This window comes from Microcystis sp. 0824 (assembly GCF_003112475.1).
Classification (GTDB): Bacteria; Cyanobacteriota; Cyanobacteriia; order Cyanobacteriales; family Microcystaceae; genus Microcystis; species Microcystis aeruginosa_C.
Map to the genome: position 1 here is coordinate 109,592 of NZ_BDSM01000053.1, position 20,183 is coordinate 129,774.

Below are 20,183 nucleotides of genomic sequence, written 5' to 3' on the forward strand. Positions count from 1 at the left end.
GGTACATTATTGATGGTGAAAAGTTTAATCAGTAGAAGTTTAACTGTGCCTCACATATAAGAGAACCGCTATAGGCAGATAAATTGTTTTATGTAAAGAAAAGTTTGCAAAAATCCCCTTGACAAAACCAAAAGCTGGCAATTAGGATAAATGTCAATCGAAATCAAAAGGAATAGGTATATATCACCTATTTTCTGTCGATGGTTTTCTGCCGATGTTCCCCTCATGAACTCAGGCAATTAGCTTATTTTATCCGTTTGTCAGACAGAAAAAATCATGAAAAGCCATCATGTCGCAGTTCTATTATCTACCTTTGCCACCGTTGCCCTAGTTGCCCCCGCAGTCCAAGCGGCAACCCTTGTTACCTCCCTACCGATTGTTTTTCAAACCACGACAGGTGGTTTTAGTCCTACTGCACCCACTCAAGACCCTATAAATGGCATCGGTGCTACGATCACTAATGCAGGACAAGGTGATACAGACCCCTTTACTCCTGCTACTGGCGGCGCAATTCTGGGTAATTTCGTCGCCGCTAATGTTTTAGGTTCATTCACTTACCAGTCTTCCGATGTTAACGCTAAACTAGAGTTCGATCTCGTTGCTGGCGGCACTTCCGTATTTAATCAGGTTCTTGCCAGTGGCACTAATACTATTGCCAGTACCCCCTTCAACTTCGATCTCTCGGCGGTGGTACCTCCTAACTTTAAACTTCCTCTGTTCCTTCATTTCCGTCAAACTGGTAGCGTCTTTTCCACTTTGGCTGGCGTTAAATTACAAATCACCACCAAAACAACTGAACCAGGAACTATGACCGCTATCGGTTTATTAGGTCTGGGTTTAGCTGGTGCCGCCACTCGTCGTCAACTGCAAGAAAAAGCCAAAACCAAAGTCTAACCCTTCGACTAAGCTCAGGGCAAGATTAGCGAAAATTTAGGTTTATCACTAAAACGAGGTGTGTCGGGTTGGGTGCATCTCAATTTTGAAGAACTATCTAGGGCTTGCTGAATAAATCTAAAAACCTTGTTGGATAATATCTTTAGTCCTTTTTAAAATCAAAAAGTGCCAGCCATTGGAGTTATCGGGGGGAAATTCAGGGACTTTTTCCCTGAAAATATGGGTAAAACCCGACACCCCACACCCGACACCCCACACCCTACGCCTAGGAAAAACTTTTTCAGCAAACCCTATTTAACTATGACCAGCGATACTGTCACCACTCCCTCGCCCCAAAAACTTTGGTTAGCAGCCCTTAAACCACCAATGTATAGTGTGGCGATTATACCGATTATTCTGGGAACTGTGATCGCTGATCAGGAAACAGGTCGATTTTCTCTGCCGATTTTTGCCACCTTTATCCTCTCAGCTATTTTAATTCTCGCTTGGTTAAATCTCAGTAATGATGTTTTTGATGCCGATACCGGGATCGATGTTAATAAAGCCCATTCGATCGTTAATTTAACTGGCAATAAATCTTTAATTTTCTGGCTAAGTAATCTTTTTCTATTAGTGGGCATCGCTGGTATTTTTGCCATTAGTTATTGGCGAGGCGATTGGATTATCCTAGAATTAATCGCCCTCTGCTGTTTTTTGGGCTATACCTATCAAGGGCCTCCCTTCCGTCTCGGTTATCAAGGATTAGGTGAAATTATCTGTTTCTTTACTTTTGGACCCTTAGCAATCGCCGCTGCCTACTATTCCCAAGCAGGTTCTTTTTCCCTCTCTAGTCTAGCGGCTTCAATTATTATCGGGATTACCACTTCTATCATCCTTTTTTGTTCCCATTTCCATCAAGTCGCCGATGATCTCAAAGCGGGTAAAAAATCACCTATTGCCCGTTTGGGTACTTTAAAAGGTTCTAGAGTTTTAACCGCAGTGACGGTTCTCGTTTATGTTTTAACGGTGGTTTTTGTGCTGCTGCAGGTTTATCCCCCTCTCACTCTCTTAATCTTCCTTAGTCTCCCTTTCGCTTGGCAATTAGTCCACCACGTTAACCAAAATCACGACCAACCTCAGCTAGTCAGTAACTGCAAGTTTATAGCGGTTAATCTCCACTTTTTTAGTGGCATTCTCTTCTCCCTTGGTTATTTCCTTGTTTCCCGTTGATCAACCCGATTTTTTTTCTTAAACCCCTTGACAAAACCCCGCCACTTGACATATACTTGTATTCATAATGGAAATCCGTGCCTGCCTGCGAACCCCTCATTTTTAGACAGGATAGACCGAAAAAAAATTAACCGACTTGAATCAGTTATCAGTTATCAGATTTGAGTTTTCAGTGTGCAGTATGTATTAAGTAGGCCGTATTAAATAAGGCGAATTCAGCCTTAGTCTCGTACATCTTCCAGTTTCCTACTGTCTTTTTACTGATCACTGAAAACACTTCCTCATTCATAATTCATAATTCATAATTCATCGCCACAAATCAAGGTTAGCATGAGTGAACAACCCCTCGGATCGGTTATTCAAGGTTCCCTGAGTGAAGGTTTAGAAATCCGTCTTTATCCGGATATTTCCGTGGAGGATATGCGCGTCGGTAAGTTTTTGGTTGTGCAAGGCACTCGCTCGCGTTTTTTCTGTCTCCTCACCGATGTCTCCCTGGGTAACTCTAGTCCCCGGATTATCGCGAATCCTCCCCATCCCGATGATAGTTTTATGCGCGATGTTTTAGCGGGTAGCGGTACTTATGGTACTATTGAACTATCGCCTATGCTCATGTTTACTCCGACGGGAGGTAATTCCCCGGCAGTTTCCGACACTTCCTTAGGCTCTTTTCAACCCCAAACTAGCGCCGATTTAGAATTACTGCCAGTTAAAACTATTCCCGCCCATTTTAGCCAAGTTTATGAAGCTTGTGAGCAGGATTTTCGCATGGTTTTCGGTTGGGAAGATGATCCCACCAGAAAGAATTTTGCTATTGGTCAACCCCTTGACATGGACGTGCCAATATGTATTAATCTTGATCGCTTTGTGGAACGTAGTAACGGTGTTTTTGGCAAATCCGGGACGGGAAAATCCTTTTTAACCAGGCTCTTAATTTCGGGTATTATTCGCAAACAAGCAGGGGTTAACCTCATGTTTGATATGCACTCGGAATACGGTTGGGAAGCGATGAAAGAAGGGAAGGAGGTTTCTACGGTGAAAGGATTATGTCAATTATTCCCCGGACAGGTAGAAATTTATACCCTCGATCCCGATTCTACCAAACGCCGGGGAGTACGAGGGGCGCAGGAATTATTCTTAAGTTATAATCAGATTGAAATCGAGGATATTCGTTTAATCGGTCGGGAATTAGGCATCTCGGAAGCTAGTTTAGATAATGCCAATATTCTCTATAACGAGTATGGAGAATCTTGGATTACTCAGTTATTGAATATGAGTAACGAGGATATTAAAATCTTCTGTACGGAAAAACAGGGCCATGCAGGATCAATTATGTCCCTCCAGAGAAAATTAATGCGTCTAGATAGTTTGAAATATTTAAGAAGTTCTTGTCCCCACAATTATATCGATCAGGTGTTGCAAGCTTTAGATGCAGGTAAGCACGTTGTTATTGAATTTGGCTCCCAAAGTAATATGCTTTCCTATATGTTAGCCACCAATATGATCACCCGTCGGATTCATGCTAATTATGTTAAAAAAGCTGAATATTTTTTACAAACCAAAAACCCCGTTGATCGGCCGCAACAGTTAGTAATTACCATTGAAGAAGCTCATCGATTTTTAGATTCTGCCGTGGTGCATCAAACTATTTTTGGAACTATTGCCAGGGAGATGCGAAAATACTTTGTTACTCTCTTAATTGTCGATCAAAGACCTTCAGGAATTGATAACGAAGTTATGTCTCAGGTAGGGACGAGAATCACCTGTTTATTAAACGATGAAAAGGACATCGAAGCCATATTTACTGGGGTTTCTGGAGGGGGAAGTTTGCGATCAGTTTTAGCGAAATTAGACTCAAAACAACAGGCTTTAGTTTTAGGTCATGCGGTTCCTATGCCGGTGGTAATTCGTACTCGCGCCTACGATCAAAAATTCTATACTGAAATAGGTGCGACCGACTGGCGAGAATTACCCGATGAGGAAGTTTTAGCGGCGGCCAAAATTGCCAAAGCCGATCTAGGATTTTAGAAAAATTGATTTTTGATTGTAGAATAGAGTTGGGTTATTTTTACTGAGAAGAAACCCTAGATGAAAACTGGTTTCCCTAACTATGCAACAAGGTGATTTAATCGAGATCGAAATTACTGACCTCAACCATACGGGCGAAGGTGTGGGAAAATACCGAGGACAGGTGATTTTTGTGCCAGATACGGTTATTGGCGATCGCATTCAAACTCGCATCACCTATATCAAAAAAAGTCATGCGATCGGCAAACTACAAACTATTCTACAAGCTTCTCCCCATCGTATCCGGCCTCGCTGCATCGTCGCCGATAAATGTGGTGGCTGTCAATGGCAACACATCGAGGATCAATTTCAGCGCCGGGTCAAAAAAGAGCAAGTACAAGAGGTATTAACCAGAATTGGCGGTTTTACCGATCCTTTGGTTTATCCTCCCCTCACCGGTAATTCTCCCCTCGCTTATCGCAATAAAGCTACTTATCCCCTCGGATTTTCCCCCACCGGCAATGTGCAAGCGGGTTATTATCGTCGCGGCAGCCATCATCTGATTAATCTCAATCAATGTCCGATTCAAGATCAGGCTTTAAATCCGTTTCTAGCAGAGATAAAACGGGATATTCAGGAGCAAGGCTGGTCAATTTATGATGAAAAGACCCACCAAGGACAATTACGCCATTTATCCCTGAGAATTGGCCGCCACACCGGAGAAATTTTATTAACCCTGATTAGTACCGATAATAATTTACAGGGAATTGAGACCCAGGCGCGGCAATGGCTGGCAAAATACGCCAATTTAGTCGGTGTAACCGTGAATTATAACCCCGATCGAGGTAATGCTATTTTTGGCACTCAGACCACAACTATTGCGGGAAGGGACTATATTAACGAAAAGTTCGCTGGATTAACCTATCAATTGGCTGCCGATACCTTTTTTCAGGTTAATACAGAGGCTGCTGAAGCCTTATTTTCGCTTATTTGCCAGAAATTAGAGCTTAAAGGTGAAGAAATTCTTATTGATGCCTACTGTGGTATCGGTACTTTTACTTTACCCCTCGCTAAACGGGTTAAAGAGGTGATTGGACTAGAATCCTATAGCTTTTCCCTCGATCGAGCCAAGATTAACGCCCAATTAAATAATATTACCAACACAACCTTTATTTTAGGGGCCGTAGAAAAAACTTTACCGCAACTGACAGTTAAACCCGACATTATTCTACTCGATCCGCCCCGCAAAGGTTGTGATCGCTCTGTTCTCGATAGCCTGTTACAGCTGCAAAGTCAACGCATTGTTTATATCAGTTGTCAAAGTGCAACTTTAGCCAGAGACTTGCAATATCTCTGTAAAACAGGCGATTATCAACTGCTAGAAGTGCAAACAGCTGATTTCTTTCCCCAAACTCCCCACGTCGAATGTGCTGCTTTTCTTGGACAAAAAAACACAAATATGGTAGGATGAAATAGGAGGAAAAACCTGACACTTTAGCCGTTTGTAGCTCAAAAGTCAACGGTTAGGGATAATAGCATATTAGGAACCGTTCCAATCAGCTGCTTTTTTAATTAATCACCCGCTCAAAGTTGCCTTGATTCTCGATTGGTTTGCAGATCAATCATAAAAATATCTAATCCATCTCAGAGACAGAAAAGGGACAAAATATGACTCATTAGGTATGGCAATCATCTAGATCGACGGTTGAGAGACCTTAATCTTTCTGTAAGAGAACAGTCATTGAATAAAAGCTAGAGGTAAAGTGCGTGATTGCTATTTCACTGCCCACAGGAAAACGAAGCTGGAACACCATGAGTTTCGCTTCCACCTTGTATCTTTGTCCGATTTTAGATTTATTGACCGCTAGTATTCCCGAAGAATTAGAACCAGAAATTAGATTAGGATTGCAAGAAGCTTTAGTTAATGCCGCTAAACACGGCAATCATCTCGATCCTACCAAAACCGTGGTCGTTCAATTTTCTAGCAGTAAAGACGAGTATTCTTGGGTAATTACCGACGAAGGTTGTGGATTTACTCCCCGTTGTCACCATCATGGCTGTAGTTGCGATTGCCCCGATTTTCCCCCCGAAGAAGCGGAAAATGGCCGAGGACTGTGTATGTTATATCAAATCTTCGACCAAGTTCACTGGAATCAACAAGGAACCCAACTGAAACTTTGTAAGCAAATTAAGCAGGAACGCTGGTTGAATTAATGACCATGACCGTGAGAAGGACAGGGAGGAGCAGAAATCGAGCGATCGAGCCAGCCTGTAGCCTGTTGTAGCCGGGGAAGTGCTTCTTCTGGCTGATTATCTAATAAAAACACTAAAGCCGTCCCTAATTGTTCAGCGGCCCGAGCATTACGGTTGGCCTTCAGACGATGCCAGTCAATTGGTGCGATCGCCAAACGTTCCGCCAAAATCCGCGCCAATTCCAGGGTAGATAGATCATCAACAGTCTGAGATGAGGAAGAGACAGGGGATGGAATCATAATCAAAAGGTTTCGTAAAACCGTAAAATCGTCTATAACTATAGTTTAGACGCAGGAAATCGCATCGAGTCCATGTCCTTAGAAGAAAACCCATACCCTAACGATGAATCGGCAGAATTTACCCAAGCGATTGAAGAAGTCGAAGCGGCGATCGCAGCACTAAAAGACCGTTATCGACAGATCAAAGAAGCAGAACAGCAAAAAAAAGACCTAGAGGCACAATTTAGCCAAATAGAACCCCAATGGCGGGAAAATCCCCTACCTGAACTAGAAAAGGAATTGGTACAAATTCGCGAACAGATTCAAGAATTAGAGGTAATTTTAGAAAGCAATTTACTTAAAGAAGGGGAATTAAAGCGCCTATTCTGGGAAGGAATCCGTCGCGGACTGCTGGGGGAAGTTTTTTGGCAAATTGTCCGCTTTGGTGGTATTGGAGTCTTACTGGGTTGGATTCTGCGATCCTGCACTGGTTGATTAACTGGTATCTAAATTACTTGTTAAGACTGCACTGGGGAGGAGAGAAGGTAGGTTTTTTCAAGGATCGGTAAACAGTAATCAGTGAAAAGACAGGAGAAAACTGCCATTTAATCATGCTCACTTAATACCGCTCACTGAAAAATCGCCTATTTCCCCATCTCTCTATTTCGGTAAAATTCGGCCAATAGTGCGATTTTCGGAGGTAAAAGTTTCTTTAGCCACCCGTTGAATATCAGCTGCCGTGACAGCATTATAAGCATCTAATTGGGCGAATAAATTACGCCAATCGCCGGTTTTTACCTCGTATTCAATCAAGGATCGCGCCATGCCCATGTTAGAATCAAGACCTCTTAATAGGGCTGCCCGTAGTTGATTTTTAACCCGTTCTAATTCCTGTTCCGAAACCGGTTCATTTTTCAATCTTTCCAACTCCAAATTCAAACCCTGCGCTACTTCCTCTACACTGACATTAGGAGCGCTCAGAGCATAGAATAACAGCAAATTCGGGTATTTATCTCCCGGAAAGCCGTTAAATCCCTGGGCAGCGAGGGCAAGTTGTTTGTCCTCCACTAAAGCTTTATACAGTCGCGAAGTTCTTCCTTCACTCATTAAAGTGGCGATAACCTCGTAAACCGCATGATCGGGATGATTGAGAGCGGGACGATGGTATCCTTCTAAATACCAAGGCTGCGAGGCTAATTTTAGGGTAATTTCCTTGGTTTTGGTTTGGTCCGGTTCCACTACCGTCACCTGTGGGGGTTTCGGTTTAGCGGGAAAACGACCAAAATAAACCTTAGCTAACTGTTTGACCTGTTCTGGGTCCACATCCCCGGCGATAGCTATGGTTAAATTACTGGCAGGATAAAATTTATCGAAAAAGTTTTGGATATCTGAGGGTTCCAGATTGCGAATATCTCGATCGTAGCCGATAACGGGACGTTTGTAGGGATGGACAGTATAAGCTTGATCGAGAAAAGCTTCGATTAATAGACCCAAGGGGCTATTATCCGTCCGCATCCGTCTTTCTTCTAGAATTACGTCTTTTTCTTTATAAAATTCCCGTTGGAACACCGGTTCTAAAAATCGTTCCGATTCCAAAGACATCCACAATTCTAATTTATTCGACGGGAAACTGTAAAAATAGCTAGTTGCATCGGTGGAAGTGGTGGCATTTAAACCGACTCCCCCCTGAGTTTCGACGATTTGCCCGTATTCGTTGCGTTGGACGAATTTCTCGGACTCTGCCTTAGTTTTTTGAAATTCTTCCGTTAATTTAGCCACTTCTGCGCTTTTACCCGCTTTTTTGGCCGCTTGCAGTTCTTTGTCTATAGCTTCAAGGCGATCGAGGACTTTTTTCTCGCTAAGATAATCGGTAGTACCAATGGTTTTTGTGCCTTTAAAGGCTAAATGTTCCAAAAAGTGGGCAACTCCTGTTTTACCGTCCGGTTCATCGGCACCTCCCACATCCGCGTAGGTGACAAAGGAAATAACCGGGGCATCGCGATTTTCTAGGATAATAAATTTTAGTCCGTTATCGAGGCGAAATTCGGTAATTTTTTGTTGAAATTGCTTAAGGTAGGGGGTAATCGATTGTACATCGGCTGGTTGCTCTTTTGCTTGGGCAAGAAGGGGTGAGAAACTCCCAAAACTCCAAAACACAAGAAAAGCGACCCAAAAGCCGATTACAGCCCGATAATGGGGGTTATTTTTAATGATCATAGATAGTTTTATCAGGTATCGTGGCAGCGAGAGATCGATCGCTCTGTTCGATCTTAGCAGTCGATTGTTAGGAGAGGGGGAGTGGGAATTATGAATTATGAATTATGAATTATGAATTGGGAAGTGGGGTGTGAGAATTATGAATTATAAATTATGAGTTGGGAGTCGAGATAAGGGAGCGGCAAGAGGGGAGAATAAATGAAAGCAATCTCCTGACTCCTGACTCCTGACTCCTGACTCCTATCTCCTGACTCCCGACTCCTATCTCCTGACTTTTAGACAAAAAATCTCTCCTTAAAGAGGAGAGATTTCAAAAAAGCACGAATAACAATGGGGGGAGGCAGTTTTTATAGGTCGCCACCACGAAAAGCTAGTAGGAAAATGACAAAGGGGCCAGCTAACATGATTAGCGCCACGAAGGTGAGTTGAAAAATGGGTTCTAAATTGAGAGCCGCAAATAATTCCATGATGTCTCCTAACCTGTCTACAATGATTTTAAAGGCTAATCTGGTCAAAACCATTGTCTATCATACAGGGGATGATTCGCCGGTTTTCCTGATTCGATACAAAAATACATAAAGTTTTGTTGCAATTCTGAATTTTCCCGCTTTCCTATTTCCTTCCCACCGAGGGACCATCTCAATGTTCAACTCTCTGACCACATCTCCCGACTCGTTAACCCAAATTTACACTGGTTTTCAGGCACTCTCTGACCCCCTACGGCTGCAAATTTTGCAACTGTTGCGACATCAGGAATTATGCGTCTGTGAATTGCGCGACCATCTCGATATCGCCCAATCTAAATTATCTTTTCACCTAAAAACGCTAAAAGAAGCCAATTTAGTCCGCAGTCGTCAAGAGGGTCGTTGGATCTACTACAGCCTGAATCTATCTCAATTTCTTCTCCTAGAAGAATATCTATCGGAATATCGTCGTTTTAGTTCCCTCGTCCCCGCTCGTTTCTGCGAGGAAAATCAGTAACCAATCAAGATTTTTAGAAATATTAAAGCTTTATAACTAGCTTTTACCCTTGACATATCAACTTTTTTTGAAATAATAAAGGTGGGTTGCCCAATCTCCCATTATTCCCTTTCCACCTTTGTGCGATGACTAATCAAATCAATCCTAAAGCCGCCAAAGCTGGTGGTAGCCTTAGTGTTTTTGAAAAATATCTTACCCTTTGGGTTATTTTCTGTATTTTGGCGGGAATTGCCCTCGGTCGGTTATTTCCGGACGTAGCGCGGACTTTAGATGCCATGAGTATCTATAACGTTTCTATTCCGATCGCCATCTGTCTTTTCTTCATGATGTATCCGATCATGGTTAAGATCGACTTTTCTCAAGCTCTTCGGGCTGCCCGTACTCCCAAACCAGTTATTTTAACTTTAGTGGTTAATTGGCTGATCAAACCCTTTACCATGGTGGCGCTGGCTCAATTTTTTCTCGGCTGGCTGTTTCTGCCTTGGTTGAGTCAAACGGAGATTATCCGAGGACAGACGGTAAGTTTAGCTAGTTCCTACACTGCTGGAGCTATTTTACTAGGAATTGCTCCCTGTACGGCCATGGTCTTGATGTGGGGCTATCTTTCCTACAGTAACCAGGGTCATACCCTAATTATGGTAGCAGTCAATTCCCTAGCGATGCTTTTTCTCTACGCTCCTCTAGGTAAATGGTTACTGGCAGCTAATAATTTTGTAGTCCCTTGGCAGACCATTGTTTTTTCTGTGTTAATCTACGTTGGTTTACCGCTTATTGCTGGTATCTATAGCCGTCACTGGATTTTTAAACATAAAGGACGGGCCTGGTTTGAATCGCGTTTTCTTCACTATCTCAGTCCTGTGGCAATCACTGCCCTATTGTTAACCTTAATCCTCCTCTTTGCTTTCAAAGGCGATTTAATTGTTAGTAATCCCCTGCATATTTTCCTGATTGCTATTCCCCTCTTTATTCAAACTAATCTGATTTTTTTACTTAGTTATGTGGCCGCTCTCAAACTCAATTTAGTTTACGAAGATGCCGCTCCCGCTGCTTTAATTGGTGCTAGTAATCATTTTGAGGTAGCGATCGCCACTGCGGTGATGTTATTCGGATTGAATTCGGGGGCCGCTTTAGCGACAGTAGTGGGGGTATTGATTGAAGTACCTGTGATGTTAATGTTGGTAGAATTCTGTAAAAAAACCGCCTTTTGGTTTCCCAGAGATCCAGAAAAAGCCACCCTTCTCGATCCTCGTTGCTTGAGTTCTTACAAATAATTATTCACCATGATCCAATCGACTCACAAACCGAGAATTCTTTTTCTGTATGGCTCTTTACGCGAACGTTCCTACAGTCGTTTATTAGCAGAAGAAGCGGCCAGAATTATCACTGAATATGGGGCAGAAGTGCGCTTTTTTGATCCCCGTGAATTGCCGATTTATGGCAGTGTTCCCGATACTCATGCCAAGGTGCAAGAATTACGAGAATTAAGTCAATGGTCTGAGGGTCAAGTCTGGTCATCTCCCGAACTTCACGGCAATATTAGCGGCATTATCAAAAACCAAATTGATTGGATTCCCTTGAGTATTGGTGCGGTTAGACCTACCCAAGGCCGCACTTTAGCAGTCATGCAAGTAAGCGGAGGTTCCCAATCTTTTAACGCGGTTAACACTCTGCGAATTCTTGGTCGTTGGATGCGAATGTTTACTATTCCTAATCAATCTTCGGTGGCTAAAGCTTATCAAGAGTTTCACGAGGATGGCACGATGAAAGATTCCCCCTATCGAGATCGAGTTATTGATGTGATGGAGGAACTTTATAAGTTTACCATTCTCCTGCGGGATCAGGTAGATTATCTGACCGATCGCTATAGTGAAAGGAAGGAAAAAGCCGCCCAAGAAATAGCCACAATTGCCCATAAAGCTATTAATTAAATCAATTTCTAGGAGTTAAAATCATGAAAAAAGTCATGTTTGCCTGTAGAAAAAATTCCTGTCGTTCCCAAATCGCCGAAGGTTTCGCTAAAACTTTAGGCGCGGGTAAAATTGCTGTCACCAGTTCTGGATTAGAAGCGGCCAAAGTTCACCCCGGAGCAATCGAAGTTATGGGGGAAATTGGTATCGATATTACTGACCAAACTTCCAAATCAATTAGGGATTTTAATCCCGAAGATTACGATGCCGTTATCTCCCTATGTGGTTGCGGTGTCAATCTGCCGGAAGGATGGATTTTACAGGAAATTTTCGAGGATTGGTTAATTGATGATCCCGATGGTCAACCCATCGAAACTTTTCGCCGAGTTCGCGATGAAATTAAGGCTAAAGTTATCGGATTAATCGAGCAGTTAAGTAGATATAGCGTTTCCCAATCTCATGAGGTACACCAAAATCTTAACTCCTGAATCCCGAATCCTGACTCCTGAATCCTGAATCCCGAATCCTGACTCCTGACTCCTGACTCCTGACTCCTCAAAACCTAAGACTCTGTACCTCACAACTATGGGAATTGCTATAGGTGTTAAAAGTTGTCAGACACCCTCCTTATCAAAGGGGGCAAGGTAGGGTTGATTCATGAATCAACCCTACTATGAATCAACCCTAGGGGGGCAGTGGGGATCGGAGGCAAAACCTATCTTTAATTTAATTATAACTACTTACTTAAGTTAATTTTCCCCAAAAAAATTTCGGCTCTCTTGTCGTTTGTGTGATAGATTTTACCGATCAAATCTGTCTTGCTCTCTGTGTCCTTTGTGTCTCTGTGGTTTATCCTCAAACCTTCTGGGATAACCTGAGAAAAAGCGTCTGCTAGGCTAGATTTAATCCAGCTAAACTAAGGTTCAATTAGATAATAATTGCGGCTGGAAAATCAGCAGCGAAATATCGGTCATACCTGCGATCGCTAAACTGGTACTACCGAATAATTTTTCTTTGGCCGCATCAATTTTTGCTTGATCTACGGCAGCTAGGGTGGGTTGTTCCCAAATCGGAATACTGTGGAGGAAGATAACTTGTTTTAAGCCGCTCAGGGCTAAGTGTGGCACACAATGGACAAGACGATGGAGACCATCGAAAAGATCTGTACAGATCAAAGCGCGCTCGAACATAAATTAACCCCTAGCAATTCGGTTATCCTTCCCTAAGAATAGCTAAAAAGGTGAAGAAATGCGCCCCGCATCCCTAGCTCGTTTCCGCAGAAACCCAGCCGGAGAAAGAGGTCGCCCGCAGGGGTGAAATGAGTTACTGGGGGGCCCAGGGATTAGAATCTAGACCCCACTGGTGTTTGAGAAAAGCTTTGTACATATTTTCTCTGACCATCATTTGTTCGTAGAGCTTGATCAGGAAATCCTGCGCTTGCTCCTGACTCATTTTTTCTACCTGAGTCTGAAAAGAACGAATGTTGAACTGTTGTTCTAAGGAAAGTTCGATCGGTTGAGACATGGTGTTCCTCCTCGATGAAGACAGTGGTTGATAACAAGCGAGATGGGTGATCGGTATCACCTCTTTTCTTTAACTAATGTAACAAATACTTGACAAAGTGTCAATGTACCTGTAAAGAGGGTTTTGCTTTTTTCCTCCTGTTAGCTAGGATACCCCGCCGCCAAAAGGAAAGAAGCATATAATGATACATTTAGCAAGAGTTTTAATAAAATTTTGCTTACTGTGAACAAATACTTAAGTAGTTATACTTATTTTTTTCCATGGCAGCCCGGAGCGAGAGAAAATATTTGACAAATTGTGTAAACATTCTGTAATAATCGAAGAGAGCGACATAAATCGGGTAAGTTGAATGATTAGGCCTGTTAAAAGCTAAAAACGTAACCCCTAGATTCCGTCCCTCTCGTTGAAATCGTTAAGGATAGTCGAAATTGACGGCCACAGCCGCTATCGTGCAGAAACTACAAGCTTATCGCTGGGAAACATCCTCCTTAGCTCTGTTTGCCTTAAAAAAATCAGCATACAGGCACGGAATGTCGCACAAGTTTTTACATCACCCTATACTTGGAGGAATCCATCATGTCCATTCGTCTATACGTTGGTAATTTGCCCAAAGAATCCGTCGAGCGCGAAAAATTACAGGCGCTTTTTGCCGATGAAGGGGATACGATCACCACTAAAGTCATCAAAGATCGCAAAACTGGCAAATGTCGCGGTTTTGCCTTCGTTACCGTCCCTAGCGATGAACTAGCTGACCAGTTTATCGAAAAATACAACGGCCAATCCTTCATGGAAAACCCGATCAAAATCGAGAAGGCTCTCCCCCGCAGCAAGGGAGGTAAAGAAGAAGGAGAAGAAGCAGAAGGCACGGAGGCCAGCGTAGAAACCCCGGAAAAAGTCGAAAGACCGACTCCGAAACCGACGACGGCAGCACCGCGCAAATCCAGTGGCGGCAGCGGCGGCGGCAAAAAACGCAAGGCTGAACGGGGTAGCAATAATGCCCCGAAAGTTACCAGCGATGGTGACGCTTTACAGCCAGATCCCCGTTGGGCCAATGAATTGGCTAAACTCAAGGAAATGTTAGCAGCTCAGGCCACTAATCCCTAATTGCATTGACAAGAGGGCAAGGGATAGCCGATAACTAAGAGGTTCAAAACATCGCTTTTAGGAATGTGCATCATGACAGCAATCGATCCGATCATTATCATGAAACAGGAGGTCGGTAAGGCCGCCGCTAATCTAGTTCAATCTAATTCAGTCGTGGGATTGGGAACTGGTTCAACGACGGCCTACGCGATCGAATATTTGGGCGCTAGACTGCAAAGCGGGGAAATCAGCAATATTGTCGGGGTTCCCACTTCTTTTCAAGCGCAAGTTTTGGCTAGGAAGTACGGAATTCCCCTCACTACCCTCGATGTCATCGCCAAGATGGATATCGCTATCGATGGGGCCGATGAGGTGGATCCCCAGAAAAATCTGATTAAAGGCGGCGGTGCTGCCCATACTCAGGAGAAAATTGTCGATAGTCTCGCCGATATTTTCGTTGTGGTGGTGGATGGCAATAAGCTGGTGGATAAGTTGGGCTCGACTTTTCTTTTGCCGGTGGAAGTGTTACCCATGGCCATGACTCCAGTGATGCTGAAATTAGAGGCCCTCGGTGGTAAACCTTCCCTGCGCATGGGAGTGAAAAAAGCTGGCCCCGTGGTGACAGATCAAGGCAATTTAGTTATCGATGTTAAATTTGATAGTATCGATGATCCGGCTGATTTGGAAAGAACTATTAATAATATGCCGGGGGTTTTAGAAAATGGTTTATTTGTCGGGGTTGCTGATCTGATTCTCGTCGGTGAAATTATCGACGGTAAGCCGGTAGTCCGCGAGATTAGGTAGGATTAATTATTCTTAATCTAATAGTCAAACAGGCCGCAGGCCTGTTTTGTTATTATGGGTATATACAGACAAAGAGCAAAACAAAGAGAGACTATAGGCTAATAAAAAATATGTCCCTTTTTGACAGAAAATATCTGGGAAGATTGCAACCAGCGAGACTCAAAAGAACTGAGATGAGTGGTGGTAATTAAGGTTTGAAAACGGTCTTCGATCGCATCTAATAATTGATTTTGTCGTTCGATATCTAATTCGGCTAAAACATCATCGAGGAGTAGTAGGGGAGGTTCTCCGATAATCTGCTCTAGTAACTGTAATTCCGCTAATTTCAAGGCTAAAACTAAAGTTCTTTGTTGTCCTTGGGAACCGTAGGATTTAGCGGGGTTTTGGTTAATTAAAAAATCCACTTCATCCCGGTGGGGGCCGACTACCGATGTCCCTAGTTGTTTCTCTGCCAAACGACGGGTTTCAATCTTATCTAAAAAAGCCCTTTGTACCCCATTGACATCATCTTCTACCCAAGGCACATTGGGAATATATTGTAATTCTAGATATTCAGTTTTTCCGCTAATACTTTCGTGCCATTTTTGGGCTAAAGGAATTAATCTTTGCAGGACTCGTGCCCTTCTTCTTGTTACTCTTGAACCGGTTTCTGCCAGTTGTAAATCCCAGAGTTTTAGTTGGGATAAATCCCCATAAACTTTTCCATCTAATTCCTGTTTACGAATCTCTTTTAGGAGAGCATTTCTTTGTCGTAAAACCTGATTATATTGCTGTAAAATATGAACGTATAGGGGTTCTAATTGAATTAATAAAGTATCTAACCAATCTCGGCGAGCTTCTGGACCACCGCGCACTAAATCCAGATCGAGACTAGAAAATTGTACCGCATTAATCACGCCCAAAAAATCGAGATGACGGCGCAGGGGTTGACGATCACGGATCACGGTGCGACGACCGGAAGAACGGAGAATTAAACTTAATTCTGATGCCCCATAAAGACGATTAACCCTAGCAAAAATTCTCGCCTCCGAGTCCGATTCTAGCACCAGATCCCGATCCTTGCTAACTCGATGGCTCTTGAGAGTGGCCAAAAGTTCGATCGCTTCCAGTAAATTGGATTTTCCCTGAGCATTATTGCCCAATAATATTGTTTTTTTGGACTCGAATTTTAGCAACTGTTCGGCATAATTTCTAAAACTGTGAAGGTGCAGGTGTTCGAGATACATTGCAAGTTGGGGGTTGGGGAATTATGAATTATAAATTATGAATTATGAATTGGGGTGTGGGGTGTGGGGTGTGGGGTGTGGGGAGAAAAAAGCTGATCACTGATAACTGATAATGGCAGAGGTTTGGGGTTAAGTGAATTTGCTATAATTGCCCTTGACAATCAATATTTTATAGTAGCTTTTACTTTGAAAATTCCTTTTTTGCCTTTAAAACAGATTGAAAGTCTGTATAAGCTGGCTTTGATTGCTATACTCGCTTTTGATGCTTCTGTCTCTCTCGCAGGACAATTTCCCGACGGCAGAATATTTTTTGAGAGTTCTCCCACTCTGGTTAATTTCTTCGCTACTTTCCAATCCGTGCGTGCTTGGGGAGCAAAATACTATCTTACCATCGCTCTGCCGCCGTCTCTCGGGGCACCCTTGGGCAAAGTAACCATACAACAGCAACCTAATATTCAAACTATTGCTTTTCTTATTGATCAAACTTTTGCTTTTCTTGGCGATCGCAATCAGCGAGGAGAAAAATTAACCCTAAAATCCACCACTTTTGACCCCAATACTCAGACGATTACGGTCATTTTTGATCCTCCTGTCCCCCCCGGTAATACCGTTTCTATCGGTCTGAAACCAGTACAAAATCCCGATTATGGTGGTGTCTATCAGTTTGGAATTACTGCTTATCCCCCCGGGGAAAATTCTCCCGGATTATATCTAGGGGCCGGACGTTTAACAATTTACGATGCTGGCGATCGCTGGTAGGCTATTCTGCGTCTAAAAACAGCAATCAGTGAGCAGTAATCAGTGAGCAGTAAAAAGACAGTAGGAAACCTCTATTTAATACTGCCCACTTAAAAACTGGCGTTGTCAAATTGAAAAATGCTCCGAATCAGCACCGGAACTGAAATTACTTTGATAGCAAGGATTGCATTGCATCTTTCCTGTTCTGATCTGACAACGCCAAAAGACTGAACCTCCCGATTAGCCTGAAGATAATCCCACCACTCATACAAAGTGCCATGAGATTCGGGTGAGCAGACAAAAATGTAGTGAAAGCCTTGCTCGATAGCTAATTCGCACATCGGTTGACGACTGTAGAGATCATCCCCTAACAACGTTACTGCCCCCTGAGAAAATAAGTCGGTATGTCTTTTAATCCAACGTTTGGCCGCAGATACCTCGCAGTCTTGCTTTTCTTGTCCATCTTGAGGAGTAATAAATTCTGGGTCAAGGCTAATCACCTGATCGCTGTTGGGCGACACAATTACGGGTAAGATAGCAGTGTGGAAGTAAGTCACTGTCCCGTTTTTATGCGTCCAATGAGAACATTGCTCACAGTGAAGACATTGGGAGGAGAAATATTCTGTTCCATCTAAGGGGATTAATAATTGCCCTCCCAGTACTTCATAAGGTTTGAGCAATCCTTTGCTTTTCAGCAGACGATAAACTGAAACGAACACCTCAAACAACGCACTAGTCTTGATTTTGTCCAAAATGTTGCGAATTTGATTGTCTGTGGGTATCTTGTTCACACCAAACAATGTTTGAGTGTTATCACGCCCTTTTCGACTGTTTAGTTGCCTTTGATACTCCAGAAATGACTCGCACTGCATGAAAAAGACTCCGAATGCACTCAGGACAACATCAAAGATGCTGTATTGTTTATTGGGACTGGGTTTTCGCGGGTCTTTCATTTTAGCGATGCTCCCCTGTAAATATCCCAACAGTGTGGCCATCCCTATCACTTCTATCATTGGCTTATTTTTCCGACTAATCTCTAGAACCCATTCTCCCAATACTTTCTTCCTGATCGCTGAAATGCTTGTCAATTCTTAAATTTAGAATTGCTGAATTATCTCCCAGTCATCCCGAAGCTGCCGATAATCGATCGCTGAAAAACGGTAAGCTAGAAAAGATTAGCGAACAGTAAACTTCTAGCCACTAACCTATGACCAAAAACGAGACTACCGAGAAAAAGATTTTTCTCCTAGATTTTGAGAAACCCCTCTACGAATTAGAATCCCGCATCGAACAAATTAAAGAATTAGCCCAAGAAAATAGCGTAGATGTCTCGGAACAAATTAGTCAACTAGACGAACGAGCTAATCAATTACGTCGTGAAATTTTTAGCAATCTCACCCCTTCCCAACGGCTACAATTAGCTCGTCATCCCCGGCGCCCCAGTACCCTAGACTATATTCAGGCAATCACCGATGAATGGTTCGAGTTGCACGGGGATCGCGGTGGTTACGACGATCCCGCTCTTGTGGGGGGTGTTGCTCGTTTTAACGGTCGTCCCGTGGTGATTATCGGGCATCAAAAAGGCCGGGATACTAAGGATAATGTGGCTAGAAATTTCGGCATGGCTGCCCCCGGTGGTTATCGTAAAGCCATGCGTTTAATGGAACACGCCCATCAGTTTAATCAGCCAATTTTAACCTTTATTGACACCCCCGGCGCCTGGGCGGGGGTAGAAGCGGAAAAATTAGGTCAAGGGGAAGCGATCGCCTATAATCTTCGGGAAATGTTCCGTTTAGATGTGCCGATTATTTGTACTGTTATTGGCGAAGGTGGTTCCGGCGGTGCTTTGGGCATTGGTGTCGGCGATCGCCTGTTAATGTTAGAGCATTCTGTCTATACCGTGGCGACTCCCGAAGCTTGTGCCGCCATTCTCTGGAAAGATGCCAAAAAATCCGATAAAGCAGCAGTGGCCCTCAAAATTACCTCAAAAGATTTAAAAGAGTTAAATATTATCGATCAGGTCGTTCCTGAACCCTCCAGAGGGGCCCATGCTGATCCGATTAAAGCGGCAGCCAATTTAAAAGCCGCTATTAGTGAAAATTTAGAGGCTTTATCTTTATTAACACCCCAACAACGGCGCGAATCTCGTTATCAAAAATTCCGCAATTTAGGCGTATTTTTAGAAGCTACAGCTTAATCAGTGAGCAGTGAGCAGTTATCAGATGTGAGTTTTCAGTTTACTGATTACTGTTTACTGCTCACTGAAAAAACGCTCTGAGTAACGCACAGAAAACGGGTTTCTCGGAGAAACCCGTTTTCTGCTCATGGACTCATGCAAAAAGGGGAATAAATAATCAGTCTTTAATAACCAGATTTAGTATTGTAAAGTTTTGTAAAAAATATATGCAAATGACTGCAAACAACTGCTAATATGGTTAGTACAAGTTTACGTTGCAGTTCACATGAAACTATCAGATTATGCTAAGAAAAAAGGGATCAGTTATGACACTGCTTGGAGAATGTGGAATCGAGGGCAGTTACAAGGAGAACGTCTTCCTACAGGAACAATTATTATTTTTGAAGATGACCGTTTTTGCGGTGAAAATAAAGTAGCTATTTATGGGCGAGTTTCTAGTTCAGAAAATCAATCTAACTTAGAGACTCAGGCAAAAAGATTGGAAGCTTATTGTATTGCGAAAGGCTATCAAATTGTTCGAGTAGTTAAAGAAGTAGGAAGTGGAGTCAATGATCATCGAAAGCTATTATTAAAACTTCTAGAACAAACTGATTATAATTTGATTGTCGTAGAACATAAAGATCGTTTAAGCAGAGTAGGGTTTAATTATCTGAAAGTTCTTTTAACTCAAACAAATAGAGATCTAGAGGTCGTGAATCTAGCAGAAGAAAGAAAAGACGATTTAAGGCAAGACTTCGTGAGCATAATTACCTCATTTTGCGCTCGATTATACTCATTAAGACGACGAAATAGAAAGACAGAATGTTTAATTAAATGCCTTGAGGAGAATGATGAAATTAGTTCAAAAACATCTAATTAAATTTAATCACAAAAATTATTCAGTCATTGATAAATTAGGATTTTTATCGAAGAATCTGTATAATTGTGC

General features: G+C 42.7%; 21 protein-coding genes and 1 pseudogene. 15 read left to right on the plus strand and 7 right to left on the minus strand.

Annotation, left to right across the window (positions count from 1 at the left end; all coding sequences use genetic code 11):
• Nucleotides 1-276: 276 nt before the first annotated feature.
• The 5 genes from N0824_RS17890 (at nucleotide 277) to N0824_RS17910 (ending at nucleotide 6,321) form a co-directional block, all read left to right on the plus strand.
• On the plus strand, nucleotides 277-894 hold the full coding sequence (locus tag N0824_RS17890) for a PEP-CTERM sorting domain-containing protein (RefSeq protein WP_108937729.1): 618 nt from the start codon (nucleotides 277-279) through the stop codon (nucleotides 892-894).
• A gap of 300 nt (nucleotides 895-1,194) precedes the next feature.
• Nucleotides 1,195-2,103, plus strand: a complete 909-nt coding sequence (gene menA / locus N0824_RS17895; RefSeq protein WP_108937730.1) for a 2-carboxy-1,4-naphthoquinone phytyltransferase — start codon at nucleotides 1,195-1,197, stop codon at nucleotides 2,101-2,103.
• Nucleotides 2,104-2,433: 330 nt separating this feature from the next.
• Nucleotides 2,434-4,128 (plus strand): ATP-binding protein, encoded by a 1,695-nt coding sequence (locus N0824_RS17900; RefSeq protein ID WP_002737662.1) that lies wholly within the window; start codon nucleotides 2,434-2,436, stop codon nucleotides 4,126-4,128.
• Nucleotides 4,129-4,210: 82 nt separating this feature from the next.
• Nucleotides 4,211-5,578: a 23S rRNA (uracil(1939)-C(5))-methyltransferase RlmD gene (gene rlmD / locus N0824_RS17905; RefSeq protein ID WP_108937731.1), complete on the plus strand. Its 1,368-nt coding sequence runs from the start codon at nucleotides 4,211-4,213 to the stop codon at nucleotides 5,576-5,578.
• Nucleotides 5,579-5,919: 341 nt separating this feature from the next.
• Complete coding sequence (locus N0824_RS17910) at nucleotides 5,920-6,321, plus strand: anti-sigma regulatory factor (RefSeq protein ID WP_046662979.1); 402 nt, start codon at nucleotides 5,920-5,922, stop codon at nucleotides 6,319-6,321.
• On the opposite strand, the gene N0824_RS17915 is transcribed toward N0824_RS17910, so the two are convergent.
• Nucleotides 6,318-6,599, minus strand: coding sequence for a DUF6439 family protein (locus tag N0824_RS17915; RefSeq protein WP_002735085.1), 282 nt, complete (start codon nucleotides 6,597-6,599; stop codon nucleotides 6,318-6,320). The genes N0824_RS17910 and N0824_RS17915 overlap by 4 nt on opposite strands.
• 72 nt (nucleotides 6,600-6,671) lie before the next feature.
• On the opposite strand from N0824_RS17915, the gene N0824_RS17920 reads away from it, so the two are divergent.
• Complete coding sequence (locus N0824_RS17920) at nucleotides 6,672-7,073, plus strand: DUF2203 domain-containing protein (protein WP_108937732.1); 402 nt, start codon at nucleotides 6,672-6,674, stop codon at nucleotides 7,071-7,073.
• 165 nt (nucleotides 7,074-7,238) lie between these two features.
• On the opposite strand, the gene N0824_RS17925 is transcribed toward N0824_RS17920, so the two are convergent.
• The gene (locus N0824_RS17925) at nucleotides 7,239-8,795 is read right to left on the minus strand and encodes a pitrilysin family protein (protein ID WP_108937733.1); all 1,557 of its coding nucleotides are present in this window, start codon (nucleotides 8,793-8,795) and stop codon (nucleotides 7,239-7,241) included.
• Nucleotides 8,796-9,142: 347 nt separating this feature from the next.
• Nucleotides 9,143-9,262, minus strand: a complete 120-nt coding sequence (gene psb30 / locus N0824_RS17930) for a photosystem II reaction center protein Ycf12/Psb30 (RefSeq protein WP_002736367.1) — start codon at nucleotides 9,260-9,262, stop codon at nucleotides 9,143-9,145.
• A 175-nt stretch (nucleotides 9,263-9,437) separates the two neighbouring features.
• On the opposite strand from psb30, the gene N0824_RS17935 reads away from it, so the two are divergent.
• From N0824_RS17935 to arsC, 4 genes are all read left to right on the plus strand, one after another.
• Nucleotides 9,438-9,776, plus strand: a complete 339-nt coding sequence (locus N0824_RS17935; protein ID WP_002780506.1) for a helix-turn-helix transcriptional regulator — start codon at nucleotides 9,438-9,440, stop codon at nucleotides 9,774-9,776.
• A 125-nt stretch (nucleotides 9,777-9,901) separates the two neighbouring features.
• Nucleotides 9,902-11,047 (plus strand): ACR3 family arsenite efflux transporter, encoded by a 1,146-nt coding sequence (arsB, locus tag N0824_RS17940; RefSeq protein ID WP_002780507.1) that lies wholly within the window; start codon nucleotides 9,902-9,904, stop codon nucleotides 11,045-11,047.
• A 9-nt stretch (nucleotides 11,048-11,056) separates the two neighbouring features.
• Nucleotides 11,057-11,704 (plus strand): arsenical resistance protein ArsH, encoded by a 648-nt coding sequence (arsH, locus tag N0824_RS17945; RefSeq protein WP_108937734.1) that lies wholly within the window; start codon nucleotides 11,057-11,059, stop codon nucleotides 11,702-11,704.
• 23 nt (nucleotides 11,705-11,727) lie between these two features.
• Nucleotides 11,728-12,171, plus strand: coding sequence for an arsenate reductase, glutathione/glutaredoxin type (arsC, locus tag N0824_RS17950; RefSeq protein WP_108937735.1), 444 nt, complete (start codon nucleotides 11,728-11,730; stop codon nucleotides 12,169-12,171).
• Nucleotides 12,172-12,612: 441 nt separating this feature from the next.
• Here arsC and N0824_RS17955 read toward each other — a convergent pair.
• Nucleotides 12,613-12,873 (minus strand): annotated as a pseudogene (locus N0824_RS17955) (universal stress protein); the annotation flags it as partial.
• A 133-nt stretch (nucleotides 12,874-13,006) separates the two neighbouring features.
• Nucleotides 13,007-13,207, minus strand: a complete 201-nt coding sequence (locus tag N0824_RS17960) for an NblA/ycf18 family protein (protein ID WP_002739006.1) — start codon at nucleotides 13,205-13,207, stop codon at nucleotides 13,007-13,009.
• Between the two features lie 576 nt (nucleotides 13,208-13,783).
• Here N0824_RS17960 and N0824_RS17965 point away from each other — a divergent pair.
• Together N0824_RS17965 and rpiA are read left to right on the plus strand one after the other, a co-directional pair.
• Nucleotides 13,784-14,311 carry an RNA-binding protein gene (locus tag N0824_RS17965; RefSeq protein WP_108937736.1) on the plus strand — a complete coding sequence of 176 codons (528 nt, stop codon included), beginning with the start codon at nucleotides 13,784-13,786 and terminating at the stop codon, nucleotides 14,309-14,311.
• Between the two features lie 72 nt (nucleotides 14,312-14,383).
• The gene (rpiA, locus tag N0824_RS17970) at nucleotides 14,384-15,094 is read left to right on the plus strand and encodes a ribose-5-phosphate isomerase RpiA (protein ID WP_008198690.1); all 711 of its coding nucleotides are present in this window, start codon (nucleotides 14,384-14,386) and stop codon (nucleotides 15,092-15,094) included.
• Between the two features lie 98 nt (nucleotides 15,095-15,192).
• Here rpiA and recF read toward each other — a convergent pair whose 3' ends face one another.
• Nucleotides 15,193-16,320 (minus strand): DNA replication/repair protein RecF, encoded by a 1,128-nt coding sequence (recF, locus tag N0824_RS17975; RefSeq protein ID WP_108937737.1) that lies wholly within the window; start codon nucleotides 16,318-16,320, stop codon nucleotides 15,193-15,195.
• A gap of 186 nt (nucleotides 16,321-16,506) precedes the next feature.
• On the opposite strand from recF, the gene N0824_RS17980 reads away from it, so the two are divergent.
• Complete coding sequence (locus N0824_RS17980; protein WP_108937738.1) at nucleotides 16,507-17,079, plus strand: DUF2808 domain-containing protein; 573 nt, start codon at nucleotides 16,507-16,509, stop codon at nucleotides 17,077-17,079.
• An 89-nt stretch (nucleotides 17,080-17,168) separates the two neighbouring features.
• Here N0824_RS17980 and N0824_RS17985 read toward each other — a convergent pair whose 3' ends face one another.
• A complete protein-coding gene (locus N0824_RS17985) occupies nucleotides 17,169-18,071 on the minus strand; it encodes a hypothetical protein (protein ID WP_199224932.1) in 903 nt (300 codons plus the stop codon).
• Between the two features lie 194 nt (nucleotides 18,072-18,265).
• On the opposite strand from N0824_RS17985, the gene accA reads away from it, so the two are divergent.
• Both accA and N0824_RS17995 read left to right on the plus strand, forming a co-directional pair.
• The gene (gene accA / locus N0824_RS17990) at nucleotides 18,266-19,255 is read left to right on the plus strand and encodes an acetyl-CoA carboxylase carboxyl transferase subunit alpha (RefSeq protein ID WP_108937739.1); all 990 of its coding nucleotides are present in this window, start codon (nucleotides 18,266-18,268) and stop codon (nucleotides 19,253-19,255) included.
• A gap of 265 nt (nucleotides 19,256-19,520) precedes the next feature.
• A complete protein-coding gene (locus tag N0824_RS17995) occupies nucleotides 19,521-20,114 on the plus strand; it encodes an IS607 family transposase (RefSeq protein ID WP_108937740.1) in 594 nt (197 codons plus the stop codon).
• Nucleotides 20,115-20,183 lie beyond the last annotated feature (69 nt).

Excerpts from the sequence above, each read along its gene's own strand:
- N0824_RS17890 (WP_108937729.1), top strand. The coding sequence starts at position 277 with ATGAAAAGCCATCATGTCGCAGTTCTATTATCTACCTTTGCCACCGTT.
- menA (WP_108937730.1), top strand. The coding sequence starts at position 1,195 with ATGACCAGCGATACTGTCACCACTCCCTCGCCCCAAAAACTTTGGTTA.
- N0824_RS17900 (WP_002737662.1), top strand. The coding sequence starts at position 2,434 with ATGAGTGAACAACCCCTCGGATCGGTTATTCAAGGTTCCCTGAGTGAA.
- rlmD (WP_108937731.1), top strand. The coding sequence starts at position 4,211 with ATGCAACAAGGTGATTTAATCGAGATCGAAATTACTGACCTCAACCAT.
- N0824_RS17910 (WP_046662979.1), top strand. The coding sequence starts at position 5,920 with ATGAGTTTCGCTTCCACCTTGTATCTTTGTCCGATTTTAGATTTATTG.
- N0824_RS17915 (WP_002735085.1), bottom strand. The coding sequence starts at position 6,599 with ATGATTCCATCCCCTGTCTCTTCCTCATCTCAGACTGTTGATGATCTA.
- N0824_RS17920 (WP_108937732.1), top strand. The coding sequence starts at position 6,672 with ATGTCCTTAGAAGAAAACCCATACCCTAACGATGAATCGGCAGAATTT.
- N0824_RS17925 (WP_108937733.1), bottom strand. The coding sequence starts at position 8,795 with ATGATCATTAAAAATAACCCCCATTATCGGGCTGTAATCGGCTTTTGG.
- psb30 (WP_002736367.1), bottom strand. The coding sequence starts at position 9,262 with ATGGAATTATTTGCGGCTCTCAATTTAGAACCCATTTTTCAACTCACC.
- N0824_RS17935 (WP_002780506.1), top strand. The coding sequence starts at position 9,438 with ATGTTCAACTCTCTGACCACATCTCCCGACTCGTTAACCCAAATTTAC.
- arsB (WP_002780507.1), top strand. The coding sequence starts at position 9,902 with ATGACTAATCAAATCAATCCTAAAGCCGCCAAAGCTGGTGGTAGCCTT.
- arsH (WP_108937734.1), top strand. The coding sequence starts at position 11,057 with ATGATCCAATCGACTCACAAACCGAGAATTCTTTTTCTGTATGGCTCT.
- arsC (WP_108937735.1), top strand. The coding sequence starts at position 11,728 with ATGAAAAAAGTCATGTTTGCCTGTAGAAAAAATTCCTGTCGTTCCCAA.
- N0824_RS17960 (WP_002739006.1), bottom strand. The coding sequence starts at position 13,207 with ATGTCTCAACCGATCGAACTTTCCTTAGAACAACAGTTCAACATTCGT.
- N0824_RS17965 (WP_108937736.1), top strand. The coding sequence starts at position 13,784 with ATGTCCATTCGTCTATACGTTGGTAATTTGCCCAAAGAATCCGTCGAG.
- rpiA (WP_008198690.1), top strand. The coding sequence starts at position 14,384 with ATGACAGCAATCGATCCGATCATTATCATGAAACAGGAGGTCGGTAAG.
- recF (WP_108937737.1), bottom strand. The coding sequence starts at position 16,320 with ATGTATCTCGAACACCTGCACCTTCACAGTTTTAGAAATTATGCCGAA.
- N0824_RS17985 (WP_199224932.1), bottom strand. The coding sequence starts at position 18,071 with ATGATAGAAGTGATAGGGATGGCCACACTGTTGGGATATTTACAGGGG.
- accA (WP_108937739.1), top strand. The coding sequence starts at position 18,266 with ATGACCAAAAACGAGACTACCGAGAAAAAGATTTTTCTCCTAGATTTT.
- N0824_RS17995 (WP_108937740.1), top strand. The coding sequence starts at position 19,521 with ATGAAACTATCAGATTATGCTAAGAAAAAAGGGATCAGTTATGACACT.